We start from the raw sequence: 22,544 nt of genomic DNA, 5'->3' as shown, positions 1-22,544 counted from the left end.
TTGGTCACTCAGCTCAATTGAGACTCTAAATTTGTTTGCGTCATCTAGCGAACTAGAATCGGCTGTTAGAACTCAATCTGTACGAGTGCCCACACAGATGATTGCTTCATATTTTTAAAGAACGTTTCGAGTTGCTTTCGCGTCTCGAGGGCTGTGCATTCTACTCAACCCTGTTTTATTGTCAACACTTTATTTTAAGAAGTTTGCATTTTTCAATGCGCTGTTTAAAACTCAGTTTTACTTGACTCACCCAACTCGTTGAAGTGCTTGTTTGTAAGCAGTCCGCCGTGTCGGTGGATGCGCATTATAGGGAGATTCGATTTCCACGCAACCCCTTTTTTAAAGAAAACTGCAAAAAACGGATCGTTTGCTTTTAATTTAGGCATTACGGCTTAAATTAATACAAAAAGCCGCTGTTCGGCGGCTTTATTGTAGGACTTTTATTGTTGGATGGTTAACTTCCAACCAGCATTACGTTGGTAGAGTGTCTCTTGGTTAAGTTCGCTTAGCATAAGCGGGTGTTGCTTTAACCATTGCGAGTCTATAGATAAGATGAGTGCCTCACCTTGAGCATTAATGGCTAGTTGCGGTAGTACATCATCTTTACGGCGCATAGAGAGAATAACAGCTAAACGCAAAACTCTAACCAAACATATCGCTAGTTGTTGGTGCGCACCAAGGGACTCAAACTGGTTTGCACTCAAGTCCCCCTTGTGGCTTTGCACTAACATCGTCACTAATAAGTGCTGTTGACGAGTGAACCCTGGCATATCGGTATTTTTAAGAATATAAGCGCCGTGTTTTGGATATTGCTTATATTCAATTAATAAACCCACTTCATGGAGTTTTGCAGCGCTATGCAGTAAAGCGTGATCAGTCTCATTCAAATGCCAATCACTGGCCAGTTGTGTGGCGAGCAATTTGGCGATACAGGCTACGCGCTCACCCTGGCTATGATCTACATGGTAACGGGTAACAAAGCTGTCGATAGTACGTTGTCTAATATCTTTACGCTGTAGTTCGGGGATCATGCTATAGAGCACCCCTTCGCGAAGCGCACCACCGGCCAAGCCCATCGCTTCAATTTCTAACACTTCAAAAATAGCAATGAGGATTGCTAATCCAGAGACAAAGACCAAACGACGTTCTTCGCTTAAGCCAGGAAGTTGAAGGCTATCAATATTGCTATATTGTACCGTTAGCTGTCGAATATCATGGAGCTTATCCAAGGTCAGTGTTTCGTCCTGACGCTGTGCGACCATAATTTCTTGAATTGCTTGTACGGTGCCCGATGCACCAGCGGCATAGTCCCATCCGGTGTGTTTATACTTAGCGGCGATCGGCTCGACAATATTTTTCGCCGCAGCAATAGCAGCATTATAGTTTTCTTGGCTTAAAGCGCCGTCTTTGAAATAAGCTTCTAGATAGGTAACACATCCCATATTGAGGCTTTGATAATGTATAGGGTGGGACCCTTCACCGATCACCACCTCGGTGCTCGCGCCACCAATATCAATAACCAGTTGCTTGCCACTGCATGAAGAAGTGTGTGCAACGCCTTGATAAATGGTTTTAGCTTCCTCTTCACCACTAATAACATTCACGGGGTGACCGAGAATCTCTTGCGCACGGTTCTTAAACTCTTCGGCGTTAGTGGCTAAGCGCAGCGTTGCCGTGGCAACAATGCACACCTGATGGGCAGGAATATCCTGCAAGCGTTCAGCAAATAAGGCCAAGCACTCCCAACCGCGCTCCATCGCCTCTTGGCTCAGGCACATTTGCGCGTCTAACCCTGCTGCAAGACGTACTTTACGTTTAACCCGACCAATTGTTTGCAAAGAGCCAGCAACGGTCTTAGCTATCAGCATGTGAAAACTGTTTGAGCCAAGATCGATTACCGCATATAAATCATCTTGGAGGGAAGGTTTCACCACTTGTTATTACCTCAAAAAAAGCTTGGCATAGGCCAAGCTTGGGGATCATTTACTTCTAACGCGGCTGACGACGCCGATTTTGCCCTTGGCCTTGGCCTCGACCGCCATTACGAGAACGTCCTTGCGGCCCTCGGCGTTTAATCATTTTTGGTGCTTTGATGTCATCCAACAATGCACTCTTGTCATAATGGGATAATGGGATGCTGTGTTCTATATACTCTTCTATCTCTTGAAGGTTATATGCATACTGCTCACAGGCAAAGCTAATAGCGTGTCCTGAAGCACCAGCGCGCCCAGTTCGACCGATGCGATGCACATAGTCTTCGCAGTCATCCGGTAGGTCATAGTTAAATACATGGCTTACTTCCGGGATATGCAATCCGCGAGCGGCTACATCCGTAGCTACCAGAAAGTCTAAATCACCTTTAGTGAATTGCGCCAGGATAGACTGACGTTTTTTCTGATTGACATCGCCTGTTAATAGCCCAACTCTGTGGTCGTCAGCTTTAAGCCATGCATATACCGTTTCGCAACTGTGTTTAGTATTAGCAAACACAATCGCTTTATCTGGCCATTCTTCTTCAATTAAGGTTAGCAGCAGCTTCATCTTGTCTTCTTGTGAAGGATGGAACAGCTCCTCTTGAATACGCTTACCCGTTTTCACATCCGGCTCAATTTGCACATGCTCTGGATTTGTCATGTGCTCAAACGCAAGCTCTTGGACACGATAAGACAGTGTCGCGGAGAACAATAAGTTCAGTCGCTCACTTGCTTCTGGCATCCGCCTAAACATATAACGGATGTCTTTAATAAAGCCAAGGTCAAACATACGGTCGGCTTCATCAAGGACGACCACCTCAATATCATTGAGGGTGTAACAACCTTGCTTATAAAGGTCGATCAATCGTCCTGTGGTGCCAATTAAGATATCAACACCTTTTTCCAGCTGTGCCCGTTGTTTTTCATAATCCTCGCCACCATATAATAAACCTAGTTTAAGGTTGCAGTGTGGCGCCAAGATTTCTGCGTCTTTGTGGATCTGAATCGCGAGCTCCCGAGTGGGAGCCATGATCAGGGCTCTTGGTTGCTGACCCGATGGCTTTTGACTACGCAATAAGTAATGGCAAGTGGCCGTAAGAAACGCCAAAGTCTTGCCGGTGCCCGTTTGTGCCTGACCAGCAATATCTTGGCCAGCCATAATGTATGGCATACACTTTGCCTGAATTGGCGTGCAGTATTCAAAGCCACTTGCTTGCAATCCGGCAACCACTTCCGGTGCTAAAGCAAAGTCTGCAAATTTTTTATCGGTTAAATGTGTCTTATTCATAGCGATAAAGCATAACGCTTAAACTTGCAATAAGAAACAAGAGTGTTTAAATACGCACTAAATAAATTCGCCAAAATTAACGGAGAACGTGATGAGCGATAAAATTATCCAATTAACTGACGACAGCTTTGACGCTGACGTATTGCAATCAGACAAGCCTGTACTAGTCGACTTTTGGGCTGAATGGTGCGGACCTTGTAAAATGATTGCGCCAATCCTTGACGAAGTAGCTGGCGAATTTGACGGCCGTGTAAGCATTGGCAAACTCAACATCGACCAAAACGCAGGCACTCCGCCTAAGTTCGGTATTCGTGGTATTCCAACTTTATTGCTATTTAAAGATGGCCAAGTTGCAGCAACGAAAGTAGGTGCATTATCTAAAGCTCAGCTAGTTGAGTTTTTAGAGAACAACCTGTAATCACGCCGTTAAAAAAGGGCTTTGGCCCTTTTTTACTCTACAATTGTGTTTAAACACTGGACGATGCGCTTTCGAGCTGCTAGTTTATAACCCCAACAATCCTAAGTTTATCCAAAAACCTCACTCGGGATACTTCCATTTCGAGACGATAAATAGTTAAAGAACCCACCAATATGCATTTACGCGAACTGAAAGACAAGTCTATCAAAGAACTTGTAAAACTAGCCGAGTCTATGGGCTTAGAAAACGTAGCCCGCCTTAGAAAACAAGATATTATCTTCTCAATCTTAAAAGCGCACGCCAAAAGCGGTGAAAACATTTATGGCGGCGGTGTCTTGGAGATTTTGCAAGACGGCTTTGGCTTTTTACGTAGCTCTGAAGCCTCGTACCTAGCCGGCCCTGATGATATTTACGTCTCGCCAAGCCAAATTCGTCGTTTCAGTTTGCGTACTGGCGATACGATTGCGGGACTGATTCGTCCACCTAAGGATGGCGAACGCTACTTCGCACTATTAAAAGTGAACGAAGTTAACTTCGATAAACCTGAAAACTCCCGTACTAAAATCCTCTTCGAAAACCTTACTCCACTGCACGCAAACGAACGTTTACGCATGGAACGTGGTAATGGTAGTACCGAAGACATCACCGCACGGGTACTGGATTTAGCCTCACCAATTGGTAAGGGTCAGCGAGCCCTGATTGTTGCTCCGCCAAAAGCGGGTAAAACCATGTTGCTGCAAAACATTGCCCAGTCTATCAGCTACAATCAGCCTGATTGTGAGTTGATGGTTTTACTGATTGACGAGCGCCCAGAAGAAGTAACAGAAATGCAGCGCTTGGTGAAAGGTGAAGTAGTAGCGTCAACATTTGATGAACCTGCCAGCCGTCACGTACAAGTAGCCGAAATGGTAATTGAGAAAGCCAAACGTCTGGTTGAGCACAAAAAAGACGTGGTTATTCTTTTAGACTCCATTACCCGTTTAGCCCGCGCCTACAACACCGTAATCCCATCATCAGGTAAAGTACTGACCGGTGGTGTTGATGCGAATGCGCTACATAAACCAAAACGCTTCTTCGGTGCAGCGCGTAATGTTGAAGAAGGGGGTAGCTTGACCATCATCGCTACAGCTCTAATTGATACCGGCTCAAAAATGGACGAGGTCATCTACGAAGAGTTTAAGGGTACAGGTAACATGGAACTGCACCTTAACCGTAAGATTGCAGAGAAACGCGTATTCCCAGCAATTGACTTCAATCGCTCAGGTACACGCCGCGAAGAATTACTCACCAAGGCAGATGAGCTTCAGAAGATGTGGATTTTACGTAAGATTGTCCATGACATGTCGGAAATCGATGCCATGGAATTCCTCATCGATAAGCTTGCCATGTGTAAAACCAACGATGAATTCTTTGATTCGATGAAGCGCAAGTAATAACTGCTTTAGCTTACTCCTAGGCCGTGACTGTTTTGCAGTCGCGGCCTTTTTATTTTGCGCCTAGACGAGATTAGTCTATATCTTAGATAGGGCAAAATATAATCAGTAAGCTAATGAATCTTAGAAATTTTTACCTTCTCTTTGTGGCGGTATTAACACTCACGCAAGTGATAGTGGCCTACCAGTTCACATCATCGTGGTGGCACACCGCACTTATTTTATTGCCCACTGTGGTTATCCTCGCCTTATTTATCTACGTTTTGAAGCAAGGCTCTGTACAAGACCATGAGCTGACCGCTGATCTAGCACAGCACTTGGTAGATGGAGAAAAAGTGAACGTCAGTTTTCGCTTTGATGACAGCAAACACGCTCCCCAATCTTACCTGGTATTCAATAGCTGCTTAGCCACTATTGAGCACTTAATCATGGAGATTCATGCCAGCTCTGCACGCCTCCTTCCGATGGCTGATGAACTTACCGATACCTATTCCTCAGTCACTCAAAAAGCGATGATGCAAAGTACCCATGGTAACGACATGGTAAACTCATTTAATGACATGCTGCACATTACGACCCAACTCGGTGATGGCATTGACAATATTTGTGGTTCGTTGGAGCTGGCAACTAACTCAGTAAAGCAAACCAAAATCGATGCTGATAAAAGCCAGCGCAGCATGCAAACGCTGTCATCACAGATAGCACAAACCAACGATGAATTAGCACAGTTGCAACAAGACAGCGAAAAAATTAGTTCGGTGATTGATGTTATCAATGCCATTGCTGAACAAACCAATTTACTGGCATTAAACGCCGCGATTGAAGCGGCGCGTGCGGGTGAAATGGGTCGAGGCTTTGCTGTGGTCGCTGACGAAGTTCGCCACCTCGCCGCACGCACGACTAAATCCACCAGTGAAGTACGGGAAATGGTGCACCATATTCAGCAAGGGACGCAGCGGGTCACCGAGTTGATGCAACAAAGCATCTCGCTGACACAGGAAACCGTTGAATTATCCGCGCAAGCGACTAACGAGGTCGACCAAATAGAGCATTCCATGCTCGACATTAGCGCCCATTCAGAACGAATCCGCAGTCAACTGCAGCAACAGCATACGTTGTCGGATAGAGCGCAAAGCTGCGTCGATGCCATGCAAGAGCTCAACTCAGACGCGCTGTCTAGCTCGCGGATACAATCAGTATCATCACAAGACTTGCTCAATCTCGCACAGTGTATAGAGCAGAAGATAAGCTTATTTATTACCAGTGAAGAACATTATGATACCCGCAAACGTAATGATCCCAGCCGAAAACACATAGATGCGCTGCCGCAAACGACAAGCCATAGTGAGGACCTTACGGGTGATATTGATTTATTCTAGTTCCAGATTTGCCAAGTCTTCGATTAATACACCGACTTGCTCTTTATCCTGATACTTTGCCGCAAGTTCAATATCGCATACCAACTCCGCAATGGTTTGGCTGGCAAACATCTGCGCAGCCCCTGCTAAGCGGTGGGCGACGGCCTTAATTTCATCGAGGTCATTACGAGCGTGTGCATTTACTAAGCTTTCGATCTCTCTTGGCAAGGTGTGCATAAAGCTTTCGTGCAAGTCGCTCATATCCACACTCTGAGCCGCACGAGCGTCTATTTCAACGTTCAAAAAGTGCTCTAGGGTGCGGCAAAACTCTTCTTTTTCGATAGGTTTCGCCAAGTGATTAGTGAACCCAGCAGCTTTGTACCTCTCAATATCATGGGTCATGGCGTTCGCCGTTAAAGCGATGATCGGTTGCGTATAGCCACATTGGCGCAACAAATTAAGAGCCTCAAGACCATCCATTTTTGGCATTTGGATATCCATCAACACTAAATCAGGGCAGTGCTGCAAAGTAAGCTCTACAGCTTGTTCACCATTAGCAGCGCTGTGCACTTTAATACCTAAGTTGGTAAGTAGACGCTCAATTAGTCTCCGGTTATCCTCGTGATCCTCGGCCAGTACCACCTCACCGGAAAAGCTCAGGGCCCGTGCTGCCTGAATCGTGTCGTTGCTGCGCTCGTCCATTTCCATACAACGACAAGGGATATAGAAGCTAAATGTACTGCCCTGCCCCAAAACACTGGAGACGCTTATATCTCCACCCATAATCTGCGCTAGTTGCTGCGATAGGCTAAGACCGAGGCCTGTGCCGCCAAAGCGCCGGCTGATGGAGTTATCACCTTGGCTAAAGTTCGCAAAAATGGCATCAAGCTTATCTTCAGCAATACCAATCCCGGTGTCTTTTACACGAAAGCACACGCCTTGCTCATCAGCAGTAATAGCAAGTTCAACCTCACCTTGCTCAGTGAACTTCACCGCATTAGAGCATAAGTTCACCAGCACCTGTTTTACTCGAATGTAGTCAAATTCCGCGCCGAAGCTTGCTGGCAACTTATTATTAATACGAAAAAGAATGCCTTTTTGTGATGCGCTTGGCTGGAACATGGCATTTATATCCGCAAGCAAGGAACAAATACTCACTGTTGAAATAACCAACTCCAGCTTGTTGGCCTCGATTTTACTCAAATCGAGTACATCGTTAATCAGCTCTCCAAGATGTTGGCTATTGTTGTAGATAACTCGTAGCTCCTTGGCTACTTGCTCGGCGGGCACATCGCCTTCGATGATTGCTTGCGCTTGACCCATAATAGAGGTCAGGGGGGTGCGTATTTCATGGCTGATATTGGCCAAGAATTGGCTTTTTATTTCGTTTGCCGCACTGAGCTGATCGGCCAACTCCTCCAGCTCTTTGGTACGTTGCTTTACTTTATCCTCTAGCATTGCCGTGGCTTTGCGCTCGGCAGAGCGCCGGAATAACAGCACTATGCTGATAAAAGCCAATATCAGTATACCTGCAGCTAGAAATGTCATTTGACGACGCTGCTGCGCTTCGAGTTTGTCTAACTGTTGCTGTTGCTTGAGCGAGTCAACCTGTTGTTGTAGTTCCGTGGCATTGTACTTAGCTTGGAAATCATTCAAAGAACTGGCTATTTTATTGCTTAGCATCTCTTGCTGCTGGCGCTCATAGCGCTCGTATAGCAATGCGCTTTTGACATGATCACCCTGCGCCGCAGTCACGAGTAATTCAATTAAGGAAATCGCAGGAGAGGCTTTGTCATCGGTCACCTGCTCGCGCATGGTGTATACCTCTCGCAGCGCTTGCTGTGCCTGCTTATATTGACCTTTAGCGAACAGCAACTTGGCTTCAATTTCTTTAATATTGCTGTTGTAATGCAAATTATCCATTACCTCAGCCTGCGCTTGGGCGTCACGCATTTGCGTATAAGCGGCATCAAAACGCCCTTGCACGAAGTTTAATTCAGCTAAGCGAATAAGATTGACAATATGGTTTGGGCGGTCGCCATTTTCTTGGTACTTCACCAGAGCCTTTTGGTAGTAAATTTCGGCTTGTTCGAAATCCATACGTGATTGGTAAATAGAGCCTAAGTTAGTCTCCATTTGCGCTTGCCCTATCGTATCCCCCAAACGCTCAAAGCTATCACCTATTTGCTCATAAATATCAAATGCAGCTTCGAAGCGGTACCAGTCCATATAAGCAACGGCGATGTTGTGCATGATATTAACTTGGTCATATTCGTCGCCATATTCATCGTAAAGCTCTTTTGCCTTTGAATAAGAGGCGATGGCCGCTTCGATTTGGTCTGCGCCAGAATAAGCCAGGCCAATATTATTATATAAATGCGCCGCAATAATGGGTTTGTCGATTTGCTCGATGATCTCGATGGCGCGAAGATAGTCTTCAATGGCGGTTAAATCTTGACCCCGGTAGTAGTGGCTAACGCCTTGCATCTGTGCATATCGGGAATGCTCAATTACCGTGCCGTGTTTTGCAGCTAGTTGCTCTGCGCGTAAATAGTAGCGAGCCGCCTTTTCATAGTTACTGTCTTCAAAAAACTGTTTGGCGATAAAGGCATTGACTGCTAATTGTTGTGGTTCAGAAAGAGGTTGAGCGAGTTTGCTGATGGCGTAATCGCGTTGCAATTGCTGAGGTTGGGAGCGAATATCGTCAATCAGCGCATCACCATAGCTCAGGCTAGTAAAAAGTGAGCATACAAGTAACTGGATACACACCAGTAACCGAGGGAGCTTCCTTTGCGACATATTCCATTTCACTGTATTTTAAACCCTGTACACCCTACGCTGGGCAATCTCAATTACGTTAACGGTTTTATTATGGACGACTCACATTACAACCCACTCATAGAGCCTATTTTAGCGCTCTTAACGGACGGTCAAAGTTGGAAAGTCCATACCCTGGCTAGCCAATTAAAAGCACACGGTCACCTTGGCCGCCTGGATGAAGACTCCATGGCCGATCTAGCTAAACGCAACTTCATCATTATGAATGCACTGTTTCAGCTGCAAGATGAATTGCTCAAAAGCGACTGCTATTTGTCCATATCTAGTTTACATATTCAGCTCGTTTACGGCCACCCAAAACAACGACCTAGCAGCAACGATTCATTGCGAGAATATTACCTCAATTGGCAGAATTACGCCTTATCTCGCGAGCAAGTTATAGACTTGTTAGACCAGTTTTGGCAAGCCTTGCCCATTAACACTTTAGACGATACGACCCTAGCACGTATTAACAAACGTTGGAAATTGTCACAGCCGATTCAAATGCAGGCACTAAAAAAGCGATGGCGCGCGCTTGCGCTTGCGCACCACCCGGATAAAAACACCCACAGTAACGCAGACTTTCAACAAATTCATAATGAATACCAACAGTTACTTCAATATGTACGAGTAAAAAATAACAATTGCAATTGATAATTACTTTCATTAACATGCGCAACGTTGTTTTTTATCTAGGTAATTATTATGAACCGCCACGCGCTCACTTTAGCAATCGCAGCTGCCTTCCCTACCGCGACTCTCGCAACTGAAAACATGGAAAAGATCGAAGTCGTCGGCTCTTATTTTAACGACTATAAGGTGGATAGCGCTTCAGGCGCCTTACGCACAAATACTTCACTGCTAGAGACGGCTCAGTCTGTGACTGTTATTCCTGACACTATCGTTAATGAGCAACTGGCCACCACACTCGGCGAAGTACTGAGTAATGACGCCAGCCTTACATCGGGTTCGAAACAGCGTAACCGAGAGACATTCAACATGCGTGGGTTTGGCTTAAGTTCATCGACTGGCTACCTACGCGATGGCCACCAGCATTGGTCTCATTACCAACAACCGATTGAAATCCTTGAGCGTGTTGAGGTTATCAAAGGCCCTTCGAGTATCCTCTATGGTCAGTCTGGTCCGGGCGGATTGGTCAATATGGTGACTAAAAAGCCCACCGCCAATCAATTTATTAACCTTGCGGCAGATATCGATCAACACGGCTCCACTCGCTTTATGCTTGATGCAAGCTCTGCACTAACCGAAGATGAACGCCTGCGCGGACGCGGCATTTTAGTCAAGCAAGATGTGAACTTCTGGCGCGAATACCCCAGCGGCGAAGAACGCGAACGAGACCGCTTTTTGGGCGCTGTGGTGTTAGATTATGACCTCACGGACGACACCTTATTACGCGTACATTACGACCGCACCGATGATAAAACAGGATTAGACACTGGGGCTTGGCTAAACAACGATGGCGAGCTTATCGGTGACGATAAAACGATTTACGATTTTTCTTGGGCTTTCACTGATATTACTGTGGAAAATATCGGCCTTGATGTACGCCATTTCATTAATAACCAGTGGCAAGTGAAAGTAGGCTACAACGAGCAAACGTTCGAGCGCCAACGTTTTGAGTCAGCACCGCGCAAACCGAGCGACTATCAAGTCGGTGATAGCTACACCTCGCGCCCCTATGATCGCTTTGATGATTGGCAATTTACTACCGCCTACATCGACTTTGTTGGCGAATTTAAGCTGGCCAATATGCAACACCAACTACTGATTGGTGCCAATAGTCTAGATTACTATTATGGACAGCTTCGCACCCGCGCAGATGCAGTGGATTACACACTCGCTCAGCAACAGCCTAGCCGCCCCAATGTAAGCTATCAGAGCGATGATAGCTTATACACCGCAGAATATGACTACTATGGTATCTATATTCAGGATTTGATCACTGTGAACCCACAGTGGCAAGTCTCTATTGGTGGGCGCTACGATAAGCAAAATAAAACCGGTGCCGACAATGAATCTGTACTTCCTAAACTAGGCGTACTTTACCACCCACTGGATACCGCCACGATTTACCTCAGCTACTCAGAAGGCTTCGAGCCGCAGGGCGCCGATAAGCTCAATAATGAAACCGACAAGAATCATAATATGAAACTTGACGCTGTGACTTCTGAGCAAATAGAGCTCGGTGCTAAGTGGCAGTTGTTCGATGACCGTTTACTGCTAAGCGGCTCACTGTTTGATATCAGTAAAGACGGCACCTTAGTCACTGAGCTCGTTGAACACCCTGATTATGATTCAATCACTACACAGGTTGGCGAGCAGCGTCATAAGGGCCTAGAGCTCGCCGCACAGGGCGCGGTCACCGATCGTTTTTTCGTCATGGCGTCCACTATGTATTTAAATGCTCAATACGAACGTGATGAGAATTATGAAGGCAACCGCCCTGCGGATGCACCCAAGTGGTCGGCTTCACTGTGGTCACGCTATGAGCTTAACGATGCCCTGGCCTTTAATGCTGGCGTTTTTTACACCGGAAAACGCTTTGCCGACAGTGCCAATACCGTTGAGAAAGATGCGTATACGCGCGTCGATGTCGGTGCTACCTACGCGCTTAAGCTTGCCGGTAATGACATTGACTTAAGACTCAATATTGAGAACCTATTTGATACTGACTACCTTGCCGGCGGTGGCGTCAGTAATGTCACTGTTGGCGAAGGCACGAACTTCCGCCTTGCGGCCCAGTTCAGCTTCTAACCATAAAGAGGTCGCCAATTGGCGGCCTCCTTCCCTCCCGACCTAGCGCATAAATTATCACCATGAGTAAGGATGTGATTAAATACACTTTTATCTCTAGACCTAGGAACAACCATGAAGTTTGTCTCTTTGTTGGCACTGCCCCTACTCGCATTAGCGCCAATACAGCAAGCAGCCGCAGAGCAATTTACCACTGAGCAATTACGACACACCGCACAAATTCGTCAGCAAGCACAAAACAGCGAATTAAGTTGGCAGCTCGTAGAGTCTCTTACCACCGAGGTCGGCCCTCGCCTGCCGGGTACCGAGAATGATAAAAAGGCCGTCGCTTGGGCCAAAGCTCAATTCGAACGGCTCGGCTTCGATAAAGTGTGGCTCGAAAAAGCCCACTTCCCACACTGGCGTCGCTATCATGAATCAGGACATATACTCACTCCTAGCAAACAACCGTTGCATCTAACGGCTTTAGGCAACAGCGTCAGCACCGCAAAAGACGGCCTAACCGCTCCTATCGTCTTGTTTGAAACGCTGGCAGAGTTACAAGCTGCACCCGCCGGCTCGCTAGCAGGAAAAATTGCCTATGTGAACTATCGTATGAACCGTGATATTGATGGCAATGGTTATGGGCCTGCAGTAAAAGCGCGCAGTTCAGGCGCCGTTGTCGCGGCACAAAAAGGCGCAATTGGCTATATGATGCGCTCAGTCAGCACCAGCCATCACCGTTTTGCTCATACCGGTGGCAGTCACTATAAAGAAGGAGTAAGCAAGATCCCCAATGTGGCTATTGCCAACCCAGATGCCGATCAAATTGCGCGACTTATCGCACTCGGCGAACAAGTCACCGTGCACATCAATATACAAACTGAAGATTTAGGACAGGGCGAGAGCTACAACGTGATTGGTGAGATAACTGGCCACAGTAAACCTGATGAATACGTTCTCTTAGCTAGCCACCTTGATTCATGGGATTTAGGCACCGGTGCCTTAGATGACGGCGCAGGCGTTGCAATCACCATGGCAGCAGCAAAGCATGTGGCAGCGGTGAAACGCCCACAGCGAAGTATTCGTGTTGTTCTCTTTGCCGCTGAAGAGCTTGGCCTGTGGGGTGCTAAAGATTATGTCAAAGCACATAGTGATGAGTTAGAGCACATCGTTGCCGCCGCCGAATCGGATTTTGGCGCCGATGTCGTGTATGCGTTCGAATCGAACGTGCATGCCCAATCCTTACCCATAGTGCGCGCTATTGCTGAGCAACTGAAACCTCTTGATGTAACCTATATCGGCGCAAACTCAGCCCGAGGAGGGCCGGACTTAATCCCGTTTGAACGAGCACAATCGAGCCCTATATTTGCCTTGCATCAAGACGGCACCGACTACTTTGATTACCATCACACCGCTGATGACACCTTAGATAAAATCGAACCACATAAGCTAAAGCAAAATACCGCTGCGTATGCCGTTTTTGCCTATATGGCCGCCGATGCTAAGGACAAAATTCAAGCAAAATAAAATCTTGCTAACATTTTTTAGTTGCGCTAGTGTGAAAATACTTGCGCAACAAGGAATGTTAGTATGCCAGTTTCTGCCGTCCCCACCGAGCGACTCGCTCCGACTCATATCAATAAACGCTTTGGCCGCTATTCAGTTCTCAGTGCTTATGGCTTACCCTTGATGCCGCTAGGCAGGCCCGGCGCAGCTCTGAGCCATTGGCTCATTTGGGCGACTTACCATAGCTTGGGCTTATGGCTTATTGCAGCATTAGTGGTTTTGCTTGTTAATCATAACCACCAACAAGGGCAACAAATGGCTGCCAACTTAGCTGCGCCCAAAGTTTGGGATGTGTACGTTTTCGAAAAGCAAGGCTTAAGTCGTGCCCTTGGTAAAGACGCAGCGCCGGGGTATCAAGTGCTTCAGGTTAAAGCTGTTGATCCTGATACCGTCACTTTCAAAGTCAGTAGTGTCACTTATAAGCGAGAAAGCGGCACAGACAAAGCCATCAGCATGGATAATTTAATGCTTGATAGCTACTTTTTAACAAATTCCATCTCTCTTGAGCGTCAGCAGCTCGCCCCTTTATTTGCGCAGGGCACGATTATTTCAGCCCGTCGCCCAGAGCATATCTACATTGACGGCGGCATCGTTCGTCCACGACCTAAGCCAAAACCTCTCTACGAAGGGCCTAAATTAAATCAAGCCAACCAAAAAGGTATTGAGTATTTTCGTCAAGGCTTGTGGACTGAGGCATTGAGCGCTTTTCAGCGTGGTGCCGAGCAAGGTGATGCTTGGTCGCAATACAACTTAGGTGACATGTATTTAAAAGGCCAAAGCACTGAACAAGACACTCAACAAGCATGTCTGTGGTTTAAGAGAGCCGCCGAACAAAACCATCCTAAAGCTAAAATAGCGCTAAAGCACTGTAGCTAGTAAGCGATAACTCCTAGCTGTTACTAAAAACTGGCACCAAACAATGTTATGTTGCAATATAACATCTTAATGTTACTATATAACAAAACATGGAGCCAGAATAATTATTAAGGAGCTTGCTTTGCGCTTACGTTATTTACCATTATTAGTTGCGACGACATTATTGTGGGGTTGTGGCGACAGCATCGATGACCTAAATCAACCCACAGAAGCTGTACCTGAAGAGCATTCAGAGCATGAGCATAATGATGAACACATTGCCGGACGCCTGTTAATTTCGGCGGCTGAACAGGCTGAAGTAAGCGTATTTAACGCTGAGGACTTAAGCCTCGTCGAGCTACTACCGACAACGCATGTGGTATCTGGCATGTACGCTACACCCTCATTGCGTTACGCCGCGCTGATCCAGCGAGACCAAGGCTTAGTAGAGTTTATTGATGGTGGCGTTTATAGCGAAGACCATGGCGACCATATGCACCCTTACGAGCAAGCCCCTAGCTTGTCATCGTTACAACTTAGTGGTGCTAAGCCGACACACTTTGACGCTGCAGAGCAACAAGCGGCCTTATTTTTCGATGGTGATAAACAAAACACGGTCAACGCATCAGTCACCTTGCTTGACGATCATCATATTGGCGAAGGTGAGGTAATTGCCCACCATGAGTTTGCTACTTATATGCATGGTGCCGCACAGATACGCGGCGACTACGTGCTAGCAACCTATCGAGAGGCTAGCAGTGACACTGTATTGCCTAGCCAAGTTGAGCTGTTTCACCGCCATGATGATCATCTTCACCATGAACTACGCTTTGCACCAACCTGCCCGATGCTCCACGGCAGCGCGCAAAATGAAGAACATATCGCCTTTGGTTGTAGCGATGGAGTACTGCTAATAGAGCAGCAAGATACGAGCTTCAGTGCTCATAAGATAGCCAACCCAGAGGGGCTTGAGGGTCGCATTGGCACCATCAAAGCAAGTCATAACTCGCATGATCTGCTTGCCATTACCTCAGCAAAGCGATTGTTTAACCTCGATCCAGAAAATCATGATATGACCGAAGTGTTATGGCGTGATGAAGCCGACGTCGATGCTTTGGCTAGCACCTTTAGCGCTCATCACGGTGCTTACTTTATTCTCGATAATCACGGTGACTTACACGTTTTTGAAGGCGATGGAGGCTGGCATCACAGCACTCACTTCAACCTTTTTTCGGAGGTATCAGAGAACTACCAGTTAGCGGTTGCCGCAGACGAGGAAGCTCTTTACGTGCTCAATCAGCAAGAGAACATGCTACACAAAGTGGACTTAGAGTCGCAGGCCATCACTGCGACCCAAGAGCTTAACTTTGCTGCCAGTAAATTGCAGTGGTTAGGTATCGCTGAAGATGAGCATGACCACGCACACTAAGTTTGTTCCCGTGGCCTGCTTGCCCTTGCGGCTGTAGGCCATTTTCTTACTAAAAGGCCCTGTTTTAAAACAGGGCCTTTTTACATCGCTCAATCACAAGCTAAACCTTTATAAATTAAGGTGTTCAGTGACAAACGCGATCATCTGCTGGTAATAATGAAGTTGGTGCTCGGCGTTATAAAAGCCGTGCCCCTCATCCTCCAGCAACACATATTGATACGGATGTTCGGCCTTATCTAGGGCGGCTATCAAAGACTCGGCCTGTTCAATGGGGGCGCGCTGATCTTCTCCTCCATGAACAATGAGTACGGGCGCCTTTAATTTGTCGACATTGTAACTCGGTGAGAACGCCTTTAGCTGCTTCTTGTCGCTGCCTAAGACCTTGCGTAAGTAGCGCTGGCCACTATCGCGAGCAGCTACGTCACCCTCATCAAACATCAACGGCAAATCATAGACCCCGACTACGCCCACCGCACATTGGAACATATCGGGTTCAATAATAGCGCTTTGCAATGCTGAGTAGGCGCCAAAGCTGGCTCCCATGATGCACATATTATCTTTATCAACCCAGCCTTGCTCTGTCACGTAGTTAACACCGTCAATGATGTCATACTGAATATCACTGCCCCATTTGCGATACCCTGCACGCTGGAAGTTGCCACCAAAGCCGCCTGAGCCCCTGAAGTTGACCTGCAACACAGCTATGCCCCTGCTAGCCAAGAGCTGTACTTCAGGATCGAATCCCCACCAGTCACGAGGACCATGGGGGCCGCCGTGGGGAAGTACAACTAATGGTAAGTCTTTTAATTCCTTACCATGGGGCACGGTAAAGTAACCGTAAATATTCAGCCCATCACGCGCAGTATATTGAATGGGCTTGGTTTGTGACATTTGCGTGGTATCAATCCAAGGCCGCGACGAGAACAAAAACTTCAACTCGTTGGTACTGGCATTAAACAGGTAAAAGCTACTGGGGTGACGATCGCTACCTGTCCACACCACACTAAGGTTACCGTCTTCGGTGCTACTGGTGATACGCACTTGGCGCCCGGGGACTGCTTGTAAAAGCCCCTTAAGACGCTTTGCCATAGGCGCATTCTTATCGACAAAAGCATAATTAGGATATTGCGCTTCATATTCAATCGCGAATACCGATTTATCGACCTCATCAACCCATACCTTGCTAGGAGAGACATGCTCTTCTTGATAGACCAATTCATGGGTTTTAGTCTCTAAGTTCAACTTATAAAGGCCAGCTGGTTCACCATTTTTAGAGGCACTGGCGTACACGACATCCCCTTTTTGGTTAAAGCCATGCAACTTGATATCTGACAACCCCATGGCCCCGCGCTCAAGCTCAACCCACTGACCCTCATCAAGGTCACGTAAGTGAATCTCTTGATCGGTGTAATTATCAGTAGAGACCGATACCCGCAAGCGTCCTTGCTCGTCAGTTAAAAACTGCGCCATACGCGACGGTGAACGGGTGACCTGACGGCGCAACCCGCGATACACATCCACTTCATAAACGATGGTATGGGGCTCCTTGCTGCCAGTCCAAGGGTAGGTAACCACCAGCATGTGTCGCTCATCATCAACCAATGGGTCAAGAATATAAGAGGTGCCGTATACGGAGGTCGCCTTTCGTAAACGCGAGCCTGTCTGTTGCTCCCCCTGATAGCCCATCAGATATTTAGAGCGGCTACCATCGACGTTTACGCCAAATAATTCACCATAATACTCAGGATGGTCTTTCCAGCCTCGTAAATATTCTTTGCTTAACACCACGCGCTCATTATTGACCCACTGATAATCGCCAACCTGTGCGTTGCCGGGAAAACTGACGCCGTGATGCATTTTGAAGTTTTCGGTATCAAGAATAAACAGAACATCCTTGCCCTCTTTTTTGGTCATCGCCCCTAAGTAGGCGCCATCGGGAGATAATTTAAGAGAGTGGTACTGTGCGCTACGGGAGAAATGTTCTAGGGGAATAAGCTCTGTTTTGGCTTCCTCGGCACCAACGGCCGTGCTAACAAGCCCCAACAGCAGGGCAATAAATAATTTCATTATTTCACTCCATGAAATGCATTTTAAAAGTAGTACTTTTTATTTTTGTTAAATAAGTTACAAGAGTGTACCGCGATAGCAATCATGGTTCCAGCTACGGACTAGATGAAAGGGTTGCTAACATCAGCACAAACGCCAGTCTCTAGCCCAACGTTGTGTGCGATGCGGATTCAGCGCAATACCAGCACCGAATGCGCCCGCGATTTTTTGTTTGTGCTGATAACTTTATTTATCGTCGCTCACCCAAAGGGTCAGGCGCTCAAGTCATAGCAAAAAGACGGTGAGCTAACGCAGCTGCAATAAATCCTAAAAAAGGGTAATAGGCCCAGTTAAGTGCATACGCTACACTGTAGTTGTCCACAAAATAGGAGTCTTTCACTTATGAAGCCCTCCCTAATAATATTATTACTTGTCACTTTGTTATCTGCGTGTTCAGAGTTATCCATAGAACCATCCGACAATTCCGTTGGCATTAGCTATCGGTGTGATTCTGGATCGGTATTAAAGGTCGAATATAACGACAGCACGGCCACATTAACGCTTGACGGCGATACTTACAGTTTATCGGGAGAACGCTCAGCCTCCGGGAGTAAATATACTAACGGTGAAATGACCTTCTGGGGCAAGGGCGATGAAGCAATGCTAATGATAGGGAGTGAAACCTGGCAGTGTCACCGTAGCCACTGATCGCTTTTCCATTGGGTTACAGTATAATGCTGCAAACACTCAGGCTTAACGAGGCGTAATGAAATATAAAGATCTTCGCGACTTTATCGCGTTACTGGAAAAGCGCGGCGAGCTCAAACGAATTAGCCAGCCCATCGATACTTACCTGGAAATGACGGAAATAGCCGATCGCACATTGCGCGCTAAAGGCCCAGCCCTATTATTTGAAAACCCCAAAGGTTACGACATTCCGGTATTAGCTAACCTCTTTGGCACTCCTGAACGCGTAGCCCTAGGTATGGGCCAAGATAATGTAGAGGCCTTGCGTGAAGTAGGTAAGCTGTTGGCCTTTTTAAAAGAGCCTGAGCCCCCGAAAGGTATTAAAGAAGCTATAGGCCAGCTGCCGGTGTTCAAGCAAGTGCTTAACATGCCAGCGAAGGAAGTGAAGAAAGCGCCATGCCAACAAGTAGTATTAGCTGGGGAGCAAGTAGATTTAACCCGCCTGCCCATTCAGCACTGCTGGCCGGGTGATGCTGCACCGTTGATCACTTGGGGCCTAACCGTTACCAAGGGCCCGTACAAGAAACGTCAGAACCTCGGTATATATCGCCAGCAATTACTGGGGAAAAACAAAATCATCATGCGTTGGCTATCCCATCGCGGTGGTGCGCTTGACTTTCAAGAGTGGTGTAAAGAGCATCCGGGTGAACCTTACCCGGTGTCGGTTGCCCTCGGAGCCGACCCTGCCACCATACTAGGCGCGGTAACACCTGTGCCCGATACTCTGAGTGAATACGCCTTTGCAGGTTTACTTCGTGGCGGTAAGACCGAAGTGGTCAAGTCCGTTTCCAATGATTTACAGGTTCCCGCTAGTGCCGAATTCGTGCTTGAAGGTTATATTGCTCAAGACGAGCGCGCCCCAGAAGGGCCTTATGGTGACCATACCGGGTATTACAATGAGGTCGATGACTTCCCTGTTATGACGGTGACGCATGTTACGCACCGTGAAAATCCTATTTATCACAGCACCTATACTGGCCGCCCACCCGATGAGCCGGCTATTTTAGGCGTCGCCCTGAACGAGGTATTTGTACCTATACTGCAAAAGCAATTCCCAGAAATTGTCGATTTTTACCTGCCCCCAGAAGGCTGCTCATACCGCATGGCCGTAGTGACCATGAAAAAGCAGTATCCAGGACATGCAAAACGAGTAATGATGGGAGTCTGGTCGTTCTTACGCCAGTTTATGTACACTAAGTTCGTCATTGTCTGTGATGACGATGTCAACGCACGCGACTGGAATGATGTCATTTGGGCGATCACCACCCGTATGGACCCCGCTCGCGACACCACCCTAGTGGAAAACACCCCGATCGATTATCTCGACTTTGCTTCACCTGTTTCTGGCTTAGGTTCGAAAATGGGCATGGACGCAACCAATAAGTGGCCAGGAGAAACGGATCGCGAATGGGGTGAGCCTATCGTTATGGATGACAAGGTCAAACAACGCGTTGACGAAATCTGGGATTCCCTAGGTATCGACTAAAGTGCAGACTTATCGCCACAGCCGCTTATGTGATACGCTGTGGCGCAGCTAAAATCATAAAGGTTAATCATGCAAACACTAAAAGCGGATGTGGTAAGCATCACGCCACTGACAGAATTTGTTTCCAAGGTTGTCTTGGCACCAGAGCAGCCAGCTGAGTTTGAAGCGGGTCACTACTTGCAGCTCGTTTTAGCCGAGAAAGATAAGCGCGCCTTCTCTATCGCCAGCCGCCCAAGCCAAAAACAGCAAATTGAGCTGCATATCGGCGCATCGGGCGCTGATAGCTATGCGATGCAAGCCCTCGATCATTTACGCCAGCACCATGAAAATGGCACCCAAGCGCTGATTGAAGTAGGTTTAGGCGTATCGCAGTTACGCATCGACTGCACCCGTCCGGTGGTATTGTTAGCCGGTGGCACCGGTTTTTCATACGTAAAATCAATGGCCGACCACCTAGCTGAAATTGACTGTGACCGTCCCGTCTTTTTTTACTGGGGTGTGAAGCATGAAGATGCTTTATATGCCAAAGAGGAAATGCAGCAGTGGGCAGCTAAACGCAGTAACTTCACTTTTATCCCGGTGGTTGAGCAGCCTCAAGGTGAATGGCATGGTCATACCGGCCTTGTGCACCACGCGGTGATGAAAGACATTGTTTCCTTGGAGCCTTACTCTATTTATATGGCGGGACGCTTCGACATGATAGGCATTGTACGCGACGACTTCATAGAGCATGGTGCCCAGCGCGAATATATGTTTGCCGACGCATTTGCTTTTATCAAATAGAGGCAACAACCTAAAGCCCTACATTCCACCGATGTAGGGCTAACTCTCACTCAACCATCCGTTAAATCGAACACTTCCATTTATTTATTCCCTTTTACCTATCAAAAAGACAAGCCTACACTGCTCCTAAGACTTAAAGGAGTGACAGATTATGTTCGATTTAAAAGTACAGCATGCTATGAGCCGCAGCTTTCTTTCTCTCAGCCCAGACTTGGAACTAACAGCGGCCATTGCGCTGCTCAAGAAGCACCAAGTTATAGGCGCACCTGTTGTTGATGAGCAACAACAGTTGGTGGGTTACTTGTCGGAGCAGGATTGTCTGGCACCGCTGACCATCAATAGCTATTTTTGTGATGGCCGCATTACAGTGGCTGATGTGATGCACCAAGATGTGCTCACAACATCCACACAGACGCCACTGCTGGAGGTTGCGCTAAAAATGCAACAACCTCATAAACCCAAGCAATACCCCGTAGTGGAGCAAAACAAAGTGATAGGCATCGTTAGCCGTACTCAGGTTTTACATGCGCTAAGTCGCAGCTATCAAAGCTGCAATGCAGCCTAATTTATGAACGCTGCGCCGCTTTCACTTTTAATGCAGCTTTATCACCGTCACTTAAATAAGCGATAGTCAGGGCGTTTTCTTGGGCCTGAGTGATATGCTCTTGGCTGAGGCCGGCTTGGTAGGCAGCATGCTGATATTCATTAGCAAGCTCGATACCTTGCACCGCTGGGTCATCGGTGTTGATGCTAGCCAAAATACCATGCTCTAAAAATTGTTTGAGCGGATGTGTATCAATTTGAGCCACTGTGCTGGTCAGTACATTACTGGTCAAGCAAGATTCAATACCGATACGGTGATCGCGCAAATAATCCATCAGCTTGGGGTCTTTAGCGGCGTTAACGCCATGGCCGATGCGGTCAGCCCCTAATCCTTCAATGGCTTGCCAGATACTGCGTGAATCTTCGGCCTCGCCAGCGTGAATAGTCGCTCGCAAGTCGGCTTTGTGAACTTGCCTAAAGTGATCAACAAACAACTCCCCGGGGAAGCCCAACTCATCACCAGCTAAATCAACGGCGACCATGTGCTCTTTGAAGGCTAAGATGGCATCGAGTTCTTGCTGGCACTTTTGCTGGCCAAAGGTACGCGATAAAATGCCAATTAAGTTGACTTGAACGTCATGCTCTTGCACCGCGCTGTGGATACCATCAACCACCGCTTCTACTACACCTTGCGGATGCAAACCATGACTCATCGCCATGTAATAGGGGCTAAAGCGCAACTCGGTATAGTCAATACCTTGTGCAGCTGCGTCTTCGACATTTTCAATAGCAATACGACGACAGGCGTCATAATCCCCTAACACTTTCACTCCCCAATCCAGCTTAGCCAGAAATGAGACTAAGTCTGGAGCAACCTCGATTACCTGAACATGAGGGCGTAGCGATTCAAGATCGCTGCCTGGAAGGTCAAGATTAAACTGCTGACCAAGCTCTAAAATTGTTTTGGCACGCACATTGCCATCAAGGTGGCGGTGTAAGTCGAGCAATGGTAACTGGCGATTGATCATAATGACCCCCTAGGTTT

The 22,544-nt window shown here is 47.2% G+C and carries 17 protein-coding genes; 12 read left to right on the top strand and 5 right to left on the bottom strand.

The features are described 5' to 3' along the window. Nucleotides 1-440 precede the first annotated feature (440 nt). Both gppA and rhlB read right to left on the bottom strand, forming a co-directional pair. Complete coding sequence (gene gppA / locus MHM89_RS18610) at nt 441-1,934, bottom strand: guanosine-5'-triphosphate,3'-diphosphate diphosphatase (protein ID WP_239385989.1); 1,494 nt, start codon at nt 1,932-1,934, stop codon at nt 441-443. Between the two features lie 55 nt (nt 1,935-1,989). After that, nucleotides 1,990-3,261: an ATP-dependent RNA helicase RhlB gene (gene rhlB, locus MHM89_RS18605; protein ID WP_022943567.1), complete on the bottom strand. Its 1,272-nt coding sequence runs from the start codon at nt 3,259-3,261 to the stop codon at nt 1,990-1,992. A gap of 91 nt (nt 3,262-3,352) precedes the next feature. Between rhlB and trxA the strand changes: the two genes are divergently transcribed. The 3 genes from trxA (at nt 3,353) to MHM89_RS18590 (ending at nt 6,491) form a co-directional block, all read left to right on the top strand. Then, entirely contained in the window at nt 3,353-3,679 is a 327-nt protein-coding gene (trxA, locus tag MHM89_RS18600; protein ID WP_022943568.1) for a thioredoxin TrxA, read from the top strand. 173 nt (nt 3,680-3,852) lie between these two features. Continuing rightward, nucleotides 3,853-5,112, top strand: coding sequence for a transcription termination factor Rho (gene rho, locus MHM89_RS18595; protein ID WP_022943569.1), 1,260 nt, complete (start codon nt 3,853-3,855; stop codon nt 5,110-5,112). Nucleotides 5,113-5,228: 116 nt separating this feature from the next. Then, complete coding sequence (locus MHM89_RS18590; RefSeq protein ID WP_239409449.1) at nt 5,229-6,491, top strand: methyl-accepting chemotaxis protein; 1,263 nt, start codon at nt 5,229-5,231, stop codon at nt 6,489-6,491. Here MHM89_RS18590 and MHM89_RS18585 read toward each other — a convergent pair. Next, nucleotides 6,483-9,269 (bottom strand): ATP-binding protein, encoded by a 2,787-nt coding sequence (locus tag MHM89_RS18585; protein ID WP_045979501.1) that lies wholly within the window; start codon nt 9,267-9,269, stop codon nt 6,483-6,485. The genes MHM89_RS18590 and MHM89_RS18585 overlap by 9 nt on opposite strands. 72 nt (nt 9,270-9,341) lie before the next feature. On the opposite strand from MHM89_RS18585, the gene MHM89_RS18580 reads away from it, so the two are divergent. From MHM89_RS18580 to MHM89_RS18560, 5 genes are all read left to right on the top strand, one after another. Next, complete coding sequence (locus MHM89_RS18580) at nt 9,342-9,941, top strand: DNA-J related domain-containing protein (protein WP_152440082.1); 600 nt, start codon at nt 9,342-9,344, stop codon at nt 9,939-9,941. A 51-nt stretch (nt 9,942-9,992) separates the two neighbouring features. Beyond that, a complete protein-coding gene (locus MHM89_RS18575) occupies nt 9,993-12,062 on the top strand; it encodes a TonB-dependent receptor (protein ID WP_239409448.1) in 2,070 nt (689 codons plus the stop codon). Between the two features lie 114 nt (nt 12,063-12,176). Then, a complete protein-coding gene (locus MHM89_RS18570; protein WP_239409447.1) occupies nt 12,177-13,571 on the top strand; it encodes a M20/M25/M40 family metallo-hydrolase in 1,395 nt (464 codons plus the stop codon). Between the two features lie 63 nt (nt 13,572-13,634). Next, nucleotides 13,635-14,486 (top strand): tetratricopeptide repeat protein, encoded by an 852-nt coding sequence (locus tag MHM89_RS18565; protein WP_239409446.1) that lies wholly within the window; start codon nt 13,635-13,637, stop codon nt 14,484-14,486. Between the two features lie 121 nt (nt 14,487-14,607). After that, nucleotides 14,608-15,894: a hypothetical protein gene (locus MHM89_RS18560; protein WP_239409445.1), complete on the top strand. Its 1,287-nt coding sequence runs from the start codon at nt 14,608-14,610 to the stop codon at nt 15,892-15,894. Between the two features lie 108 nt (nt 15,895-16,002). On the opposite strand, the gene MHM89_RS18555 is transcribed toward MHM89_RS18560, so the two are convergent. Further along, nucleotides 16,003-17,961, bottom strand: coding sequence for a S9 family peptidase (locus MHM89_RS18555; RefSeq protein WP_239409444.1), 1,959 nt, complete (start codon nt 17,959-17,961; stop codon nt 16,003-16,005). Between the two features lie 381 nt (nt 17,962-18,342). Here MHM89_RS18555 and MHM89_RS18550 point away from each other — a divergent pair, with 381 nt between their 5' ends. The 4 genes from MHM89_RS18550 (at nt 18,343) to MHM89_RS18535 (ending at nt 21,521) form a co-directional block, all read left to right on the top strand. After that, the gene (locus tag MHM89_RS18550; protein WP_239409443.1) at nt 18,343-18,648 is read left to right on the top strand and encodes an MliC family protein; all 306 of its coding nucleotides are present in this window, start codon (nt 18,343-18,345) and stop codon (nt 18,646-18,648) included. A 58-nt stretch (nt 18,649-18,706) separates the two neighbouring features. After that, on the top strand, nt 18,707-20,173 hold the full coding sequence (ubiD, locus tag MHM89_RS18545) for a 4-hydroxy-3-polyprenylbenzoate decarboxylase (RefSeq protein WP_053911849.1): 1,467 nt from the start codon (nt 18,707-18,709) through the stop codon (nt 20,171-20,173). Nucleotides 20,174-20,242: 69 nt separating this feature from the next. After that, nucleotides 20,243-20,956, top strand: coding sequence for an NAD(P)H-flavin reductase (gene fre / locus MHM89_RS18540; protein WP_045979494.1), 714 nt, complete (start codon nt 20,243-20,245; stop codon nt 20,954-20,956). Between the two features lie 151 nt (nt 20,957-21,107). Next, the gene (locus MHM89_RS18535; protein ID WP_138549049.1) at nt 21,108-21,521 is read left to right on the top strand and encodes a CBS domain-containing protein; all 414 of its coding nucleotides are present in this window, start codon (nt 21,108-21,110) and stop codon (nt 21,519-21,521) included. 1 nt (nt 21,522) lies between these two features. Here the strand turns inward: MHM89_RS18535 and add are convergent, their stop codons facing one another. Beyond that, a complete protein-coding gene (gene add, locus MHM89_RS18530; protein ID WP_045979492.1) occupies nt 21,523-22,527 on the bottom strand; it encodes an adenosine deaminase in 1,005 nt (334 codons plus the stop codon). Nucleotides 22,528-22,544 lie beyond the last annotated feature (17 nt).

This window comes from Pseudoalteromonas sp. CNC9-20 (assembly GCF_022347875.1).
GTDB lineage: Bacteria > Pseudomonadota > Gammaproteobacteria > Enterobacterales > Alteromonadaceae > Pseudoalteromonas > Pseudoalteromonas ruthenica.
The sequence above is the reverse complement of the archived record's forward strand: the minus strand, read 5'-3'. Positions and strand labels throughout refer to the sequence as shown.

What these genes read in the sequence shown, in the direction of transcription:
- add (WP_045979492.1), bottom strand. Translation starts at nt 22,527, where the DNA reads ATGATCAATCGCCAGTTACCATTGCTCGACTTACACCGCCACCTTGAT.
- MHM89_RS18580 (WP_152440082.1), top strand. Translation starts at nt 9,342, where the DNA reads ATGGACGACTCACATTACAACCCACTCATAGAGCCTATTTTAGCGCTC.
- MHM89_RS18575 (WP_239409448.1), top strand. Translation starts at nt 9,993, where the DNA reads ATGAACCGCCACGCGCTCACTTTAGCAATCGCAGCTGCCTTCCCTACC.
- MHM89_RS18585 (WP_045979501.1), bottom strand. Translation starts at nt 9,269, where the DNA reads ATGTCGCAAAGGAAGCTCCCTCGGTTACTGGTGTGTATCCAGTTACTT.
- trxA (WP_022943568.1), top strand. Translation starts at nt 3,353, where the DNA reads ATGAGCGATAAAATTATCCAATTAACTGACGACAGCTTTGACGCTGAC.
- MHM89_RS18565 (WP_239409446.1), top strand. Translation starts at nt 13,635, where the DNA reads ATGCCAGTTTCTGCCGTCCCCACCGAGCGACTCGCTCCGACTCATATC.
- MHM89_RS18555 (WP_239409444.1), bottom strand. Translation starts at nt 17,961, where the DNA reads ATGAAATTATTTATTGCCCTGCTGTTGGGGCTTGTTAGCACGGCCGTT.
- fre (WP_045979494.1), top strand. Translation starts at nt 20,243, where the DNA reads ATGCAAACACTAAAAGCGGATGTGGTAAGCATCACGCCACTGACAGAA.
- rhlB (WP_022943567.1), bottom strand. Translation starts at nt 3,261, where the DNA reads ATGAATAAGACACATTTAACCGATAAAAAATTTGCAGACTTTGCTTTA.
- MHM89_RS18535 (WP_138549049.1), top strand. Translation starts at nt 21,108, where the DNA reads ATGTTCGATTTAAAAGTACAGCATGCTATGAGCCGCAGCTTTCTTTCT.
- MHM89_RS18590 (WP_239409449.1), top strand. Translation starts at nt 5,229, where the DNA reads ATGAATCTTAGAAATTTTTACCTTCTCTTTGTGGCGGTATTAACACTC.
- MHM89_RS18550 (WP_239409443.1), top strand. Translation starts at nt 18,343, where the DNA reads ATGAAGCCCTCCCTAATAATATTATTACTTGTCACTTTGTTATCTGCG.
- rho (WP_022943569.1), top strand. Translation starts at nt 3,853, where the DNA reads ATGCATTTACGCGAACTGAAAGACAAGTCTATCAAAGAACTTGTAAAA.
- MHM89_RS18570 (WP_239409447.1), top strand. Translation starts at nt 12,177, where the DNA reads ATGAAGTTTGTCTCTTTGTTGGCACTGCCCCTACTCGCATTAGCGCCA.
- ubiD (WP_053911849.1), top strand. Translation starts at nt 18,707, where the DNA reads ATGAAATATAAAGATCTTCGCGACTTTATCGCGTTACTGGAAAAGCGC.